Genomic DNA, 14,234 nt, shown 5'->3' with positions numbered 1-14,234 from the left:
CGTTTAAACGGCGGGAGAGATCAGTACCACTGCTTGAAGCGGCGGATGTAGATCGTCTTCATCAGTTGGGCCACGCAGCAGTAGCTGAGCAGAGTGCCCACCAGCCATGGGAAGTAGGCCAGCGGCAGCGGTTGCAGCCCCACCAGGGTGCCCAGCGGCGAAAACGGCACGTAGATCCCCAGTACGATCACCACGCAGGTCATCATCAACACCGGCCACGCGGCGGTGCTCTGGAAGAACGGGATCTTGCGGGTGCGCAACATGTGCACCACCAGGGTTTGCGAAAGCAGGCCCTCGATAAACCAGCCGGACTGGAACAGGGTCTGCATCTCGACGCTGTTGGCGGCGAACACGTACCACATCAGTGCAAAGGTGGTGATGTCGAAGATCGACGAGGTCGGCCCGATCCAGATCATGAACCGACCGATGTTCTTCGCATCCCACTTGCGCGGCTTGGCCAGGTATTCCTTGTCCATCTTGTCCCACGGCAGCGCCAGCTGGGAGATGTCGTACATCAGGTTCTGCAGCAGCAGGTGGATCGACAGCATCGGCAGGAACGGAATGAACGCACTGGCCACCAGCACCGAGAACACGTTGCCGAAGTTGGAGCTGGCAGTCATGTTCAGGTACTTCATGATGTTGCCGAAGGTCTCGCGGCCCTTGAGCACGCCTTCTTCCAGCACCATCAGGCTCTTTTCCAGCAGGATGATATCGGCCGATTCCTTGGCGATATCGGTGGCCGTGTCGACCGAGATCCCCACGTCGGCATCGCGCAGCGCCGGTGCATCGTTGATCCCGTCACCGAGGAAGCCCACGGTGTGGCCATTGGCTTGCAGCGCCTTGAGCACCCGGGATTTTTGCAGCGGTGTCAGCTTGGCAAATACCGTGCGTTCTTCCACGCGGCGCAGCAGTGTCGCGTCGTCCATGGCTTCGATTTCGGTGCCCAGCAGCGGCTGGCCTGGATCGAGGCCGACCTGGCGGCAGATCTTGCTGGTGACCACGGCGTTGTCGCCGGTGAGCACTTTGATCGCCACGCCAATCTGTTGCAGCGCGGCAATCGCAGGGCCGGCGGTTTCCTTCGGTGGATCGAGGAAGGTCAGGAAGCCCTGGATCACCAGGTTGCGCTCATCGGCCGTGGTGTATTGCTGACGCGCCAGGGATTTAGGGATGTGGCGGGTCGCCACCACCAGCACACGGAAACCGTCTTCGTTGTAGTCGTTGGCAATCGCCAGCAACTCCTCGCGGCGACGCTCATCCAGTGGCACCGCAGCGCCGGCTTCCATCACATGGGTGGAGATGCCCAGCATCTCTTCCACGGCGCCTTTGCACACCAACAGTTGATCGTCGGCAGCATCCTTGACCACGATCGACAGGCGACGACGGACAAAGTCGAACGGCAACTCATCGACCTTGCTGTAGGCAAACGGCAACTGGAACTTCGGATTACGTTCCGAGAACTCCACCACCGCCTGGTCCATCAGATTCTTCATACCGCTCTGGTGATGGCTGTTCAGCCAGGCCAGGGACAGCACCGCATCATCACGTTGGCCGAAGGCGTTGACATGGTGTTCGAGGATGATTTTGTCCTGGGTCAGCGTGCCGGTCTTGTCGGTGCACAGTACGTCCATCGAGCCGAAGTTCTGGATCGCGTTGAGGCGCTTGACCACCACTTTGCGCTTGGCCATGGCCGTGGCGCCCTTGGCCAGGTTGGCGCTGACGATCATCGGCAGCATTTCCGGGGTGAGGCCTACGGCCACCGCCAGGGCAAACAGGAACGCATCGCCCCAGTCACCCTTGGAGAAGCCATTGAGCAGGAACACGATCGGCACCATCACCAGCATGAAGCGGATCAGCAACCAGCTGACGCTGTTCACGCCCCGGTCGAACGCGGTTTGCACCCGCGAGCCGACAATCGCCTTGGCCAGGGAGCCAAAGTAGGTGCGTGCCCCGGTGGCCACGACGACAGCCTGCGCACGCCCGCTGACCACGTTGGTGCCCATGAAGCAGATATTGGGCAGGTCCAGCAGGTTGCCCTGGTCGGCGGCCATGGAACTGGCGGATTTCTGCGTGACATCGCCGAGGGTGTCGTACTTTTCCACCGGCAAGGCTTCGCCGGTCAGCACCGCCTGGCTGATGAACAGGTCACGGGACTCGATCAGGCGGATGTCGGCCGGGATCATGTCGCCCGCCGACAGCTGCACGATATCGCCGGCCACCAGCTCGCGCATCGGCACTTCCCGCAGGGTCGGTTGGGCGCCGACTTGCTCACGGCGCAGCACGGTGGCCGTGGTGCGGACCATGGCCTTGAGGGCTTCGGCGGATTTGGCCGAACGGTGTTCCTGCCAGAAGCGCAGCAGGCTGCTGAGCAATACCATGGTCATGATGATGATGACTTTGGTCGGGTCGGCGTCTTCGCCTTCCTGCATCGGCAGCCAGCAGTCGGTGAAGAAGCTGATGCCGCCCAGGGTCAGCAGTACATAGATGAACGGGTTGTTCAGTGCCTGCAGGAACTGCACGATGGCGTGAGGCGGCTTGTCATGCGCGACTTCGTTGTAGCCTTCGCGTTGCAGGCGCGCCTGGGCGTCCAGCTCGGTGAGGCCGTCTTTGGTGGCGCGGACGTTGGCCAAGGTGGCCGACAATCCGTTCTGGGCTTCGCGGGCGGCACGCATCGACAGTTTGGCGTCGGTGTTGCTGCTGCTCTTTTTGTTCAGTGGGGCGTTTTTTACGGCGCTCATGGTGTGTGCTCCTGTCGCCAATTTTTCGACAAAACATACCCGTTACCGGCCTGATGACAGGCGAGCGAAAGCATGCCGAGTCGCTAACTTCGCGATCGGTTTAAATAAGGTGTTCATATAACTTCTACAGCACCCGCTAACAGCGCGTTAATTAACTAGCGCGCAGCGGGCTGCTACTGGATGTGTTCATAAAGAACTCCAGAACATTAATCAGGAAGTTGCTGTTTCCAGCCGGGTCAGGCGGCGCGAGCGCTCACATACAGACCGAGCATCAAGCTGGCCTGGGCCAGGCTGGAAACCTTGGGTCTCTGTGGGTCTTGAGGGTCGGCGTGATCCCAGTGCTGGACCAGTTGGCCGCTGTCAGGGCAGATACGCCAATGCGCCAGCGGGTAGGCCGGGCGCACTTGAGGGGAGGGTGCAGCAAAGGCAGAGCGGGTAGGCGAAAAACCTACAGGCTCACGGCACAGCTTGGCACGCAGGGCGGCCGCGAGTGTGCGTACATCGGGCAAAGCAAGGGTTAGCAAGGTCATAACACACCTCGGGACCGGACGGGCGACCGGCGAGGCAGTTACGGTGGAGCATCAAGCTCTAGCGCAGCTTACCGGACCGGGGAGGCGAGTCCTGTCATGTTCTGGGTTTGGCGCCCGATGCCCGCCAAGGCGGTGCTCGGACAGCGACTAGATACTGTGTCCATTGGCTTCTTTTGTGAGGTTTAAAAAAGGCCCCAGTTGCAGGCACGGGCAATCTACTCAGGGCGATGCAGGATGTCAACGCTTAATGTATTAATTCATTACAAGTTCAGAGTTCGTTCAGATAGAAGGCCTGTTTCAGTTCTGCTTCGGCTGTATCGTTACTTGCACTAATTCAGCGTTGTGAGCAGTGAGCTAATTGTTTTGACGACGGAGATGAGCGGGCTTGCTGGTATCCTCCCTGGGGGGATATGATCAGGCTCCGTCGAAGGAGCCTCTCAATGAGCGAACATGTCCACCAAACCCATGAAGCCATCGTCAAACGCCTCAAGCGTGCCGAAGGTCATTTGCGCAGCATTACCAGCATGATCGAGGCGCAGCGCCCGTGCGTGGATATCGCCCAGCAACTGCACGCGGTGGAGAAGGCGGTCTGCCAGGCCAAGCGCACGCTGATCCAGGACCATATCGACCATTGCCTCGAAGGCAGTGTGACGCTGGATGGCCAGGCTTCGCTGGCTGAGCTCAAGCAACTGACCAAATACCTATAGGCAGCACGCCAGGGGGCGCCCATGTTCGATGTACTTGGCAACAAAACCTACCGTCGCCTGTTCTTCGCCCAGGTGATGGCCCTGATCGGCACCGGCTTGACCACCGTCGCCCTGGGGCTGCTGGTGTTCGAGCTGGCAGGTGATCAGGCCGGCACCGTGTTGGGGACCGCATTGGCGATCAAGGTGCTGGCCTACATCGGGGTAGCGCCGGTGGCGGCCGCCTTTGCCGAGCGCTTGCCGCGCCGGGCGATGCTGGTGGGCCTGGACCTGACACGCGCGCTGGTCGCGCTGGCGTTGCCCTTCGTCACCGAGGTGTGGCAGGTCTATCTGCTGATTTTTATGCTGCAGTCCGCTTCGGCGGCGTTCACGCCGACGTTCCAGGCGACCATCCCCGACATCCTCACCGATGAGGCGCAGTACACCAAGGCGCTGTCCCTGGCGCGCCTGGCCTATGACATGGAAAGTGTGGCCAGCCCGATCCTGGCCGCGATGCTGTTGAGCGTCATCAGCTTCCACAGCCTGTTCGCCGGGACCTCGATGGGGTTTGTGGTTTCGGCCCTGCTGGTGTCGTCGGTGCTTTTGCCGCAAGCCCAGGTGACGCTGCGGCGCGGTATCTATGACCGCACCACCCGAGGTTTGCGGATTTTTCTGGCAACGCCGCGCCTGCGCGGTCTGCTGGCACTGAACCTGGCGGTGGCGGCTGCCAGTGCGATGGTCATCGTCAACAGCGTGGTGCTGGTGCAGGCCGGGTTTGCCTTGCCGCAACGCTTCACGGCATTCGCGCTGGCCGCGTTTGGCGCCGGTTCGATGATGGCGGCGCTGGTGTTGCCGAGGTTGCTGGCGCGTCTCAGCGACCGTGTGGCCATGCTGTCGGGCGGTGGGCTGCTGATCCTGGGGCTCAGTGTAGGCGTGTATCTATCGGATTACCGGCAACTGCTGGTGCTGTGGTGGGTGCTGGGGCTGGGCTATTCCCTGGCGCAAACCCCGGGCGGGCGCTTGCTGCGCCGCTCCGCCCATGCCGAGGACCGGCCGGCGCTGTTTGCCGCGCAATTTGCGTTGTCGCACATCTGCTGGCTGGTGACGTACCCGCTGGCCGGCTGGCTCAGTGCCAACTTCGGCATGTCGCAGACGTTTGCCAGCCTGGCCTTTGTGGCCACCCTGGCATTGATCGCGTGCGCCAGCCTGTGGCGACCGGAGCATGAGCAAGCGGTGGTGCTGCATGAACACCCTGACCTGCCAGCCGGCCACCCGCACCTGGTCCACCCGGCAGCCGGTGTGCACAGACACGCGTATGTGATCGACGACCTGCACCGCCGCTGGCCAGCCTGATCAGAGGCCTTGCCAGGCCAGCAGCGCCAGGTAGATCAGCACCAGTCCACACGCGGCATAACTGATGCGCTGCCAAGTGGGCGAGGCGTTCTGACGCAACAGGTTGACCAGAGCGGCAATCAGAAAACATGACAAGATCGACGCGAGCATGAACCCGGCAAAGAACATCAGCGTCTGCCCGTGGCTGGGCGTGGTGCCGACAATCCCCGACAGCGCACTGCCCAGTGCGCCCCAGTAGACGATGTTCTTCGGGTTGGCCAGGGAAATTGCGGCGCCTACCGCCAGGGCATTTTGCCGGGTGCTGGCGGGCGCGCTGTCCGGTTGTGGCAGGTGCCAGGCATCGACCAGGCTGCGTACGCCCAGCCAGGCCAGGTACAACGCACACACCACCGTCAACGGCACACGCACCGCGTCATGCTGGATCAGCAGGGCGATCCCGGTCAGGCCGATCACTGCCCACACGGCATCGCCCACCAGTGAGCCGAACTGCACCAGCAGGGCCGGTGTAAAGCCATGCAGCAAGCCACGGCGCAGGGTCTCCGCGAGCACGGCGCCGGGGGAGAGGCAAAACACAAAACCGAATATCAGTGCATAAAAAAAGATCGTCAGCATGCCCGCATTTCCTTCAAGTGAGGCGGGGCAGTGTGAGGATGTGCAAACGCGGTGTCTTGGACCAGATTGCGCTGTTCAGCGTTTAACGGTGCTTTGGTAGTGGCCAGGGGTGATGCCGTAGGCCGCCCGGAAATGCCGGTTCAGGTGACTCTGGTCGGCGAAGCCCAGGTCGTGGGCCGCCTCGCCAGCGGGGACGCCATTGCGCAACAGGCCTTTGGCGCGACGGGTACGCAACTGCATGGCCCACTCCCGAGGCGTCAGCCCGGTTTCTTTCTGGAAGGCACGCAGCAGGTGGAATTTGGACAGCCCCAGTTCGCCGCCCAGGTGGTCCAGGGTCAGGGGTTGATGCAGGTGTTCGGCGAGCAATTCCTGGGCGCGGCTGATCAGAGGTTTGCCGAGGCTGGCGCTGCCGGGCAGGCGTACGCCGCTGATCTTGACCACCTCACCCAACAGCAGTACCAACGCGTCTTCATTCACGTCGCGAACCAGCGCGTCACCGCTTAGCGCTCCCTTGATCGCGGCGGCCAGTCGCAGGGCAAGCTCGGGCTGAACACACAAAGCACGGTCAAATTCCAGATGCACCAGCCCCAGGTCCGCCGCCAATTGATCCGCCGTGGCGTACAAGCTCACGAAGTGCCAGGGCGCACCATCGGCCGCACCGCCGCCTTGAATCTGGCCGGGATTGTACAAGGTGATGGCGCCGGGGCCGGCGTGGAACTCACGGCGATCCAGCCAGACCTTTTCCTCGCCTACCAGGTTCACGCCGATCACACATTCATCATGGCTGTGGCGGGCAAAGGTCAGGCCGGTGCAGGTGGTGCTGCTGACTTCATAGCTGCCCAGCCAGGCGTGTTGCACGGCGCTCATCGATTTCACTCAGTCGGGGGGACAGGCACGAGCATACGCTGGCAGGGGGGATCAGATCGACCGTTGATTGACCCGACGCGACAGGTCATCGGCGCTTTCCTTGCGCTCCGAGTAACGGTCCACCAGGTCGGGGCGGTCGCGCAGCAGCAGGGTGAAGCGCACCAGTTCCTCCATTACATCGACGACCCGATCATAAAGCGCCGAGGGCTTCATGCGGCCCTGTTCATCGAACTCCATGAAGGCCTTGGGCACCGAGGACTGGTTGGGGATGGTGAACATGCGCATCCAGCGCCCCAGCACCCGCAGTTGGTTGACGGTGTTGAAGGACTGGGAGCCGCCGGACACTTGCATCACCGCCAGGGTCTTGCCTTGAGTCGGGCGCACCGCGCCAGGGTCAAGGGCACCCAGTCCAGTTGCGCCTTGAACACCGCCGACATCGAGCCATGGCGCTCGGGCGAGCACCACACCTGGCCTTCGGACCACTGCATCAGTTCCAGCAGTTCCTGCACCTTGGGGTGATCGCTGGGCGCGTCATCGGGCAACGGCAGGCCACTGGGATTGAAGATGCGGGTGTGTGCGCCGAAGTGCTGCAACAGCCGCGCGGCTTCTTCCACCAGCAGGCGACTGAACGAGCGTTCGCGGGTCGAGCCGTAGAGCAGCAGGATGCGCGGCGGCTGGTCCGCGCCGCCGAGTTTTGAGTCGACCAGGGACAAGTCCAGGTTGGGCAGGGTGGTCATAGGGCCTCCGATTACAACTGCGCAATACGCGCAAGTTCCGCCTTGAGGTCGGCAGGGCTGAGTTCGTCGAAGGGCAGGACGAAAAACGCCCGGCAACGTGTGGCGATGGTCTTCAGCGTGGCGTCGAATGCCGCTTGCACACTGGCGTCGTCACCCTGGACATCCGACGGGTCGTCCAACCCCCAGTGCGCTTTAACTGCCGGCCCGAAATACACGGGGCAGGCTTCGCCGGCGGCCTTGTCGCACACGGTAATGACCACATCCGGCGGGCTGCCTTCGAAGGCGTCGTTGCCCTTGCTGTACAGCCCTTCGGTACTGATCCCGGCCGCCTGCAACGTACTCAAGCTGCGTGGCAGCACCTGGCCCTTGGGAAAGCTGCCCGAACTGATCGCCTCGAAACCTTCAGGCGCCAGGTGGTTGAACATCGCTTCGGACAAAATGCTGCGGCAGCTGTTGGCGGTACACATGAACAGGACTTTCATCGGGGTATCTCCGTTAGAAACTCAGGCGCAAGGCGAGGGCGGCGAGGGTGATCAACAGCACCGGCAGGGTCAGCACGATGCCGACCTTGAAGTAGTAGCCCCAGGTGATAGAGATGCCCTTGCGCGCCAGGATGTGCAGCCACAGCAACGTGGCCAGGCTGCCGATAGGGGTGATCTTCGGGCCGAGGTCGCTGCCGATCACGTTGGCGTAGATCATCGCGTCCTTGACTACACCCACGGCATGGCTGGATTCGATGGACAGTGCACCGATCAACACCGTCGGCAAGTTGTTCATCGCCGACGACAGCAACGCCGTCAGCACACCGGTGCCCATGGCCGCGCCCCACACGCCGTAGGTGGCGAACGTGTCGAGCCAGGTGGCCAGGTAGGTGGTGAGGCCGGCGTTGCGCAGGCCGTAGACCACCAGGTACATGCCCAGGGAAAAGATCACGATCTGCCACGGTGCTTCCTTCAGCACTTTGCGCGTGGAAATCTTGTGTCCCTTGGCAGCGATCACCAGCAACAGCAGGGCACAGGCGGCGGAAATCGCACTGATCGGAATGCCCAGCGGCTCCAGAGCGAAGCACCCCACCAACAGGATACCCAGCACCCACCACCCGGCGCGGAAGGTGGCGCGGTCGTGGACGGCGCTGGCAGGGTCTTCCAGGTCGGCCGGGTCGTAGGTTTGTGGAATATCGCGGCGGAAGAACCACAGCAGCACCGCCAGGGTGGCCGCGACGCTGACGAAGTTCACCGGCACCATCACGGCGGCGTATTCGTTGAAACCGATCTTGAAATAGTCGGCCGAGACGATGTTCACCAGGTTCGACACCACCAGCGGCAGGCTCGCGGTATCGGCGATAAACCCCGCGCCCATGACAAACGCCAGGGTCGCCGCCGGGGAAAAGCGCAGGGCCAGCAGCATCGACATCACGATGGGCGTCAGGATCAACGCCGCCCCGTCGTTGGCAAACAACGCCGACACCAGCGCACCCAGCAGCACCATATAAGCGAACAAGCGCCGGCCGCGCCCCCGCCCCCAACGCGCCACATGCAAGGCGGTCCAGGCAAAAAAACCGGCCTCATCCAGCAGCAGGCTGATGATGATCAGCGCGACAAAAGTGCCGGTGGCATTCCAGATGATGTGCCACACCACCGGAATGTCGGCCAGGCTGATCACGCCGCAGGCCAGGGCCAGGATCGCGCCCAGGGTTGCGCTCCAGCCGACGCCCAGGCCCTTGGGCTGCCAGATGACCAGAACAATGGTGAAGATAAAAATCGCAATGGCGACAAGCATGGATAAACGCTCCGATGGCTCAGCAGCAGCTGCTGGGCCGTTGTGGTCGGTCGCCCATTGCATCCAGACGCAGTGCGTCGTTGTGCAACCAGGGCTGGTTGGCTTGCAGGGTGGTGTGCAGCACCTGCGTCACCCACTCGGGCAGCGCAGGATTGATGCGGTAGTAGATCCATTGACCCTGACGACGGTCCTGCAGCAACCCGCAGCTGCGCAGTTGCGCCAGGTGCCGGGAGATTTTTGGCTGGCTGTCGTCCAAGGCATGGATCAGTTCGCACACGCAAAGTTCGCCTTCGCGCAGGATCAACAACGTCAGGCGTGCCCGGGTTGCATCGGCCAGGCATTTGAACAGGGCGGGTGGCGAGATGAGGTCCGACATGGTCAAGGCCTTCGTATATATGGTTATCCGAATATACGTATTTCCATATGTGCCGGTCAAATCCTAATTCAATTGACGTGGATCATATGTCTCGAAAATCACCACAAGTGTTTGAAATTAAAATGAAACACGAATGTCCTAAAGTGCCTGCCCATTGCTGATGAAGGAAGACCCCGCGTGACCCGTGCCACTCGCAACCTGCGCAAGACCCTGGATTCCGTCGCGGAAAATAACGAAACCGCGGCGTTCGACCTGATGCGCGCCGTCGAGAAACTCGGCGATGAAGTGCTGCGCCAGCGCCTGCTCAATACCATTCATCGGCTGAACCAGGATGCCCACGAACTGCGCGAAGCGCGTGATTCGGTGGAGCAGGTGTCGGTCCGGCTCGCCTGAGCAAGATCGTTCAAGACAACGCCATTGTTGCGCTGGCATGCTTGTCGACTGTCTGTCGATGAGCCGTTTCCATGCCTACTGCCTTACCTCATTACGCCTTCGCTCGCGGCGCCATTGCCGTGATTCCCTTGTCCCTGGCCTGCGCGCCCTGGGGACTGTTGGCCGGTTCCATGGCCATCGATGCGCAATTCAGCCCGTTGGAAGCCCAAGGCCTGTCTGCCATCGTATTCGCCGGTGCGGCGCAACTGGTTGCCATCGGCATGGTCAAGAGTGGCGCCAGCCTGATTTCCATCGTGCTGACCACTTTGCTGCTGACCTCCCAGCATTTGCTGTATGGCATGCACTTGCGGCCGGTCCTTTCTCCCCTCAAGACCCGCTGGCGCATGAGCCTGGGCTTTCTGCTGACCGACGAATTCTTTGCGCTGGTGAGTCACTATGACCGCGAGACCTTCAATCGCTGGTATGCCTTGGGCGTGGGCCTGACGTTCTATATCGCCTGGAACCTGTTCACCCTGGCCGGCATCGTGCTCGGCAAGAGCATTCCCGGTCTCGACCAGCTGGGCCTGGAATTCTCCATCGCCGCCACCTTCATTGCGTTGATTACGCCGGTGGTGCGTGACATTCCCACGGTGATCTGTGTGGCGGTGTCGTTGTTGTTCTCGGTGTGGCTGAGTTTCCTGCATTGGGAGTCGGCGGTGGTGGTGTCCGGCCTGTTGGGCATGAGTGCAGGGTATGCCTGCAAGCGACTGGGAGTGGGGCAGCAATGATCTACATCATGATTGTGGCCATGGGCCTGGTGGTGTTTCTCAACCGTTACCTGTTTATCGAGCCGCGCCTGCCGGTGCGCCTCAACCGTGGCGCGCGGGAGTTTCTGGGATTCGCGGTGCCGGGGATGCTCACGGCGATTTGCGGGCCGATCATTTTCCTGGCTGACCACCAGCTCAACCTGAGCCCGGCCAACCCTTACCTGCTGGCGGGTATCAGCGCCGTGGCGTTAATGTTCTGGACGCGCAATGTGTTGATGACGGTGCTGCTGAGCATGGGGTTGTTCTATCTGTTCCGCTGGCTGCTCTGAGCGCAACCGGGGCGAAAAAAAGCCCGCGGGAGAGCGGGCCGAAGGGAGGCTTCTAAAAATGAGCGTGATCACTGTAGGTCGCGCCTTGCGCCTTTACAGTGAAACAAAGTTCATGCGGCGATCAGTCCGGCCTGCGGCAATGGTACAGTCGCGTTTTTTTCCAACGGAGCAATGGCATGCACAAGGTGGTAATTGGCGCACTGGTACTGGCGGCCCTGGCCGGTTGCGCGGGTTCGAAGATGAAAGAGGCGCGCGCGGGCACGCCTTACAAGACCCTGGCTTCGGACAAGGCCACCCTGGTCGTTGCCGAATGTGTGCAATTCGGCTGGCAGGACGAAAGTGTGTTCGGCGTTGATGCTGGCGGCTTCAAGGAGCCAATCGGCGCGGGTGGCTTCACGGTGTACACCACCGCCGGCGATTACTTTGTCGATGTGCAGAGCGCGGGCAGCGGTTCCACCATCAAGTACTACGCCATCGAAGACAACATGCCGGCCAAGCGTCGTTTGGCCGCACTGGCGACCTGCCTGTAATCCGTTGCCTTAGTCGATTTAGGAAATGCCTGGCACGACAGCCGCGAGGCATTCGCTTATGATTCACCCGCTCGCCCGACATGATGGCTCTTTACCAGTACACGGACGTCGAGGCCTAAACGTCGGGCGAGCTCCTTTCTATCCCTCAGCGTGGCATGAAGCCCAGGTGCCAGCGCCGAGGGATCTTCAGCGATACCAGCCCCAGCAGCCCCGCCAATACACCGCTGACGATCAGCGCCTTGAGCCCCAGTTGCTGCTCCAGCAGCGCACCGATCACCGCCCCCACGAACATCCCGGCCCAAGGGATCAACTGCACGCGCCAGCCATTGCGGCGCTCGCCCAGCAGCCAGCGCCCCAGCCCGCGACCAAAACGTGACAGTGCACCAGTGACGTAAGTCAGGCCCACCGGCAGCCCGTTGACCTCTTCCACCGCAGCATTGAGCATGCCCATCGCGATGATCGCCGCCAGCAGCGCGGGCAATGTATCGGCGAAGGGCAGCAGTGCACCGCCGCACAGCAAGGCGGCAATACACAGCAGCAAGGGCAGGGCATGGCGACGGCTGAGTCGGCTGACCACCACGCCCAGCACGTTACCCACCACAAAGGTCGCCACCAGTGACAGCAGCCGCCCTGTCAGGCCGAGATCGCCTGCACTGATTGCCACCGCCAGCCGCGTGGTATTGCCACTCATGAACGAAACAAAGTCGCCGCTGGCCATGAAGCCGATGGCATCGGTCATGCCCGCCAGCACCGACAGGCTGGCCACCAGCATCAGCCCGACGCGGCCCTGCCAGCGCTGTCGATGGACCAGTGCCGCATTGGCGGAGGGTTTGCGCGGCGAAGGCAGCATAGGACCGGGTTCCTCGGTGAGATTATCCGGCCACTACGGTAGGACGCTTTCAGCGCGCATGCAATGACCTCAGGCAGGGTCCAGGGTCCAGCCCGTGTGCTGCCGGTCCAGGAAATGTGTCGGTTTGATCGCCTGCACAAACGCTGCGTCATGGGACACCACCAGCATGGCCCCGGTGAAACACTGCAGCGCCTGCTCAAAAGCCATCACCGACTCCAGGTCCAAGTGGTTGGTCGGTTCGTCCAACAACAGCAATTGCGCTGGCACTGCACGCCACAGGGCTACCGCCATCGCGGCTTTCAAACGTTCGCCGCCGCTGAGTTGCCCGGCGGGTTGGGTCACGCGCAGGGCATCCAGGTGCAGTAGGGCCAGGCGCGTGCGTAATTCGCCTTGCGCCAGCGGGGTGTCCAACAGGTTAAGTTGTTCGACGATGGAGCGATGGTCGTCGAGCAGCGCGAGGTGCTGATCGATGTAGGCGCTGGGTACGTGCACGTGGCATTCGCCGCGTTCTGCATGCCATTGTCCCGCCAGCACTTTGAGCAGCGTGGATTTGCCGCAACCGTTGGGCCCACGCACCGCCACACGCACCGGGCCGGCGAGGTGGACGTTGAGGCAGGTCGACGGCAGCCAGGGTAATTGCGCGTCGATCAACGACAGCACCTGTCGCCCGTTGGGCACCGCTGAAGCAGGCAATGCCAACAGCGTCGGTGTTTCATCCTCGACCCGTGCATAGGCTTGGCGCACCTGGGTATCCAGCGCCTGTTTGTGTTGCTCATGCGCGCTGCGTACGGTGTTGAGGATTTGCGTGGCGGCGCCTTTCCAGCGCGCTTTGGTGAAGCGATCGACGTTGGCCGTTTCCGCATGTTTGCGTGAGCGGGCGGCATGGCGTTGCAGGTTGTCGTGGTCGTGTTGCAGGCGCCGCTTTTCGCGGCTGCGTTCCAGGCGAGCGTGTTCCAGCGTGGCGACGGCGGCGGTTTGTTCAGCCTCGCGCTGTTGTCGATAGGCGTCATAGTTCCCGCCATACAGGTTTACGCCGAGCGGCGACAGTTCAATGATGCGCCCCATGGCATTGAGTAATTGCCGATCATGACTGACCACCACCAGGCCGCCACGCCATTCGTCGAGGACACGCAGCAGCCAGGCGCGGCCATCGCCGTCGAGGTGGTTGGTAGGCTCATCGAGCACCAGCAACTGTGGCGCGGCCAGCAGCGCGCCAATGACCGCAACCCTGGCTAACTGGCCGCCGCTGAGTTGATAGGTCGGAGTGTCAAAAGAAAGCTGCGACAACCCTGCGGCATTCAAGTCACTGCGCAACCGCTCGGCCAAGTCCCAGCGATCATCAATCAATTCGAGGTCATCGATCTGTGGGGTGCCACGGGCCATGCGCTCAAGGGCGTTCAATATCGCTGCCGTGCCGGTAATATCGGCGACAGTATCGCCTGGCGCTACCACGGCGTTCTGCGCTATATACACCACGCTGTGCGGGCAATTCAACGAGCCGGAGGAGGGCGACAACCGCCCCGCGATCAATTTGGCGAGTACGCTTTTACCTCGACCATTGCGCCCCACGATGCCGGTGGGGGTGTAATCGATGGACAGGTTCAGGTCATCCAGCAGCGTGTCGCCATTGGCGAACTGGAAGGATAAGTGTTGCAGGGAAACAAGCACGGGCAGCCGGTTGACGTCAGTCATCAGCACCTCCAAAAAAATGTCG

Annotated in this window: 15 protein-coding genes and 1 pseudogene; 6 read left to right on the top strand and 10 right to left on the bottom strand. The window is 61.9% G+C overall.

The genetic code is table 11. The features are described from left to right. Positions 1-20 precede the first annotated feature (20 nt). Entirely contained in the window at positions 21-2,735 is a 2,715-nt protein-coding gene (gene mgtA, locus BLR69_RS06530; protein WP_071495533.1) for a magnesium-translocating P-type ATPase, read from the bottom strand. 236 nt (positions 2,736-2,971) lie between these two features. Then, on the bottom strand, positions 2,972-3,265 hold the full coding sequence (locus tag BLR69_RS06525) for a hypothetical protein (protein WP_071495534.1): 294 nt from the start codon (positions 3,263-3,265) through the stop codon (positions 2,972-2,974). 440 nt (positions 3,266-3,705) lie between these two features. Between BLR69_RS06525 and BLR69_RS06520 the strand changes: the two genes are divergently transcribed. Together BLR69_RS06520 and BLR69_RS06515 are read left to right on the top strand one after the other, a co-directional pair. After that, positions 3,706-3,972, top strand: coding sequence for a metal-sensing transcriptional repressor (locus BLR69_RS06520; protein ID WP_071495535.1), 267 nt, complete (start codon positions 3,706-3,708; stop codon positions 3,970-3,972). Positions 3,973-3,993: 21 nt separating this feature from the next. Continuing rightward, positions 3,994-5,301 (top strand): MFS transporter, encoded by a 1,308-nt coding sequence (locus tag BLR69_RS06515; protein ID WP_071495536.1) that lies wholly within the window; start codon positions 3,994-3,996, stop codon positions 5,299-5,301. Here the strand turns inward: BLR69_RS06515 and BLR69_RS06510 are convergent, their stop codons facing one another. The 6 genes and pseudogenes from BLR69_RS06510 to BLR69_RS06485 form a co-directional block, all read right to left on the bottom strand. Beyond that, entirely contained in the window at positions 5,302-5,913 is a 612-nt protein-coding gene (locus tag BLR69_RS06510; protein WP_058427853.1) for a LysE family transporter, read from the bottom strand. A 75-nt stretch (positions 5,914-5,988) separates the two neighbouring features. Continuing rightward, positions 5,989-6,780 (bottom strand): helix-turn-helix transcriptional regulator, encoded by a 792-nt coding sequence (locus BLR69_RS06505; RefSeq protein WP_071495537.1) that lies wholly within the window; start codon positions 6,778-6,780, stop codon positions 5,989-5,991. A 51-nt stretch (positions 6,781-6,831) separates the two neighbouring features. After that, a pseudogene (arsH, locus tag BLR69_RS06500) lies at positions 6,832-7,517 on the bottom strand (arsenical resistance protein ArsH). Positions 7,518-7,528: 11 nt separating this feature from the next. Beyond that, positions 7,529-7,999 (bottom strand): arsenate reductase ArsC, encoded by a 471-nt coding sequence (locus BLR69_RS06495; protein WP_071495538.1) that lies wholly within the window; start codon positions 7,997-7,999, stop codon positions 7,529-7,531. A 13-nt stretch (positions 8,000-8,012) separates the two neighbouring features. Further along, positions 8,013-9,296, bottom strand: a complete 1,284-nt coding sequence (locus tag BLR69_RS06490; protein WP_071495539.1) for an arsenic transporter — start codon at positions 9,294-9,296, stop codon at positions 8,013-8,015. Between the two features lie 19 nt (positions 9,297-9,315). Next, complete coding sequence (locus BLR69_RS06485) at positions 9,316-9,672, bottom strand: metalloregulator ArsR/SmtB family transcription factor (protein ID WP_071495540.1); 357 nt, start codon at positions 9,670-9,672, stop codon at positions 9,316-9,318. 177 nt (positions 9,673-9,849) lie between these two features. Between BLR69_RS06485 and BLR69_RS06480 the strand changes: the two genes are divergently transcribed. From BLR69_RS06480 to BLR69_RS06465, 4 genes are all read left to right on the top strand, one after another. Then, positions 9,850-10,065, top strand: coding sequence for a hypothetical protein (locus BLR69_RS06480; protein ID WP_025856028.1), 216 nt, complete (start codon positions 9,850-9,852; stop codon positions 10,063-10,065). A 71-nt stretch (positions 10,066-10,136) separates the two neighbouring features. Further along, the gene (locus tag BLR69_RS06475; protein WP_071495541.1) at positions 10,137-10,832 is read left to right on the top strand and encodes an AzlC family ABC transporter permease; all 696 of its coding nucleotides are present in this window, start codon (positions 10,137-10,139) and stop codon (positions 10,830-10,832) included. Next, entirely contained in the window at positions 10,829-11,140 is a 312-nt protein-coding gene (locus BLR69_RS06470; RefSeq protein ID WP_071495542.1) for an AzlD domain-containing protein, read from the top strand. Before BLR69_RS06475 ends, BLR69_RS06470 begins: the two co-directional genes overlap by 4 nt. Before the next feature lie 176 nt (positions 11,141-11,316). Next, positions 11,317-11,670 carry a hypothetical protein gene (locus BLR69_RS06465; RefSeq protein WP_058427861.1) on the top strand — a complete coding sequence of 118 codons (354 nt, stop codon included), beginning with the start codon at positions 11,317-11,319 and terminating at the stop codon, positions 11,668-11,670. 145 nt (positions 11,671-11,815) lie between these two features. Here the strand turns inward: BLR69_RS06465 and BLR69_RS06460 are convergent, their stop codons facing one another. Further along, positions 11,816-12,520, bottom strand: coding sequence for a YoaK family protein (locus BLR69_RS06460; RefSeq protein ID WP_071495543.1), 705 nt, complete (start codon positions 12,518-12,520; stop codon positions 11,816-11,818). Between the two features lie 69 nt (positions 12,521-12,589). Next, entirely contained in the window at positions 12,590-14,212 is a 1,623-nt protein-coding gene (locus BLR69_RS06455; protein WP_071495836.1) for an ABC-F family ATP-binding cassette domain-containing protein, read from the bottom strand. Positions 14,213-14,234: the final 22 nt, after the last annotated feature.

The organism is Pseudomonas azotoformans (assembly GCF_900103345.1).
GTDB classification, from domain to species: Bacteria; Pseudomonadota; Gammaproteobacteria; order Pseudomonadales; family Pseudomonadaceae; genus Aquipseudomonas; species Aquipseudomonas azotoformans.
This window is presented reverse-complemented; position numbering and strand designations above follow the sequence as displayed.

Coding starts and splice junctions, on each gene's coding strand:
- BLR69_RS06470 (WP_071495542.1), top strand. CDS start 10,829: ATGATCTACATCATGATTGTGGCCATGGGCCTGGTGGTGTTTCTCAAC.
- BLR69_RS06455 (WP_071495836.1), bottom strand. CDS start 14,212: ATGACTGACGTCAACCGGCTGCCCGTGCTTGTTTCCCTGCAACACTTA.
- BLR69_RS06495 (WP_071495538.1), bottom strand. CDS start 7,999: ATGAAAGTCCTGTTCATGTGTACCGCCAACAGCTGCCGCAGCATTTTG.
- BLR69_RS06485 (WP_071495540.1), bottom strand. CDS start 9,672: ATGTCGGACCTCATCTCGCCACCCGCCCTGTTCAAATGCCTGGCCGAT.
- mgtA (WP_071495533.1), bottom strand. CDS start 2,735: ATGAGCGCCGTAAAAAACGCCCCACTGAACAAAAAGAGCAGCAGCAAC.
- BLR69_RS06490 (WP_071495539.1), bottom strand. CDS start 9,296: ATGCTTGTCGCCATTGCGATTTTTATCTTCACCATTGTTCTGGTCATC.
- BLR69_RS06520 (WP_071495535.1), top strand. CDS start 3,706: ATGAGCGAACATGTCCACCAAACCCATGAAGCCATCGTCAAACGCCTC.
- BLR69_RS06465 (WP_058427861.1), top strand. CDS start 11,317: ATGCACAAGGTGGTAATTGGCGCACTGGTACTGGCGGCCCTGGCCGGT.
- BLR69_RS06460 (WP_071495543.1), bottom strand. CDS start 12,520: ATGCTGCCTTCGCCGCGCAAACCCTCCGCCAATGCGGCACTGGTCCAT.
- BLR69_RS06505 (WP_071495537.1), bottom strand. CDS start 6,780: ATGAGCGCCGTGCAACACGCCTGGCTGGGCAGCTATGAAGTCAGCAGC.
- BLR69_RS06510 (WP_058427853.1), bottom strand. CDS start 5,913: ATGCTGACGATCTTTTTTTATGCACTGATATTCGGTTTTGTGTTTTGC.
- BLR69_RS06525 (WP_071495534.1), bottom strand. CDS start 3,265: ATGACCTTGCTAACCCTTGCTTTGCCCGATGTACGCACACTCGCGGCC.
- BLR69_RS06515 (WP_071495536.1), top strand. CDS start 3,994: ATGTTCGATGTACTTGGCAACAAAACCTACCGTCGCCTGTTCTTCGCC.
- BLR69_RS06475 (WP_071495541.1), top strand. CDS start 10,137: ATGCCTACTGCCTTACCTCATTACGCCTTCGCTCGCGGCGCCATTGCC.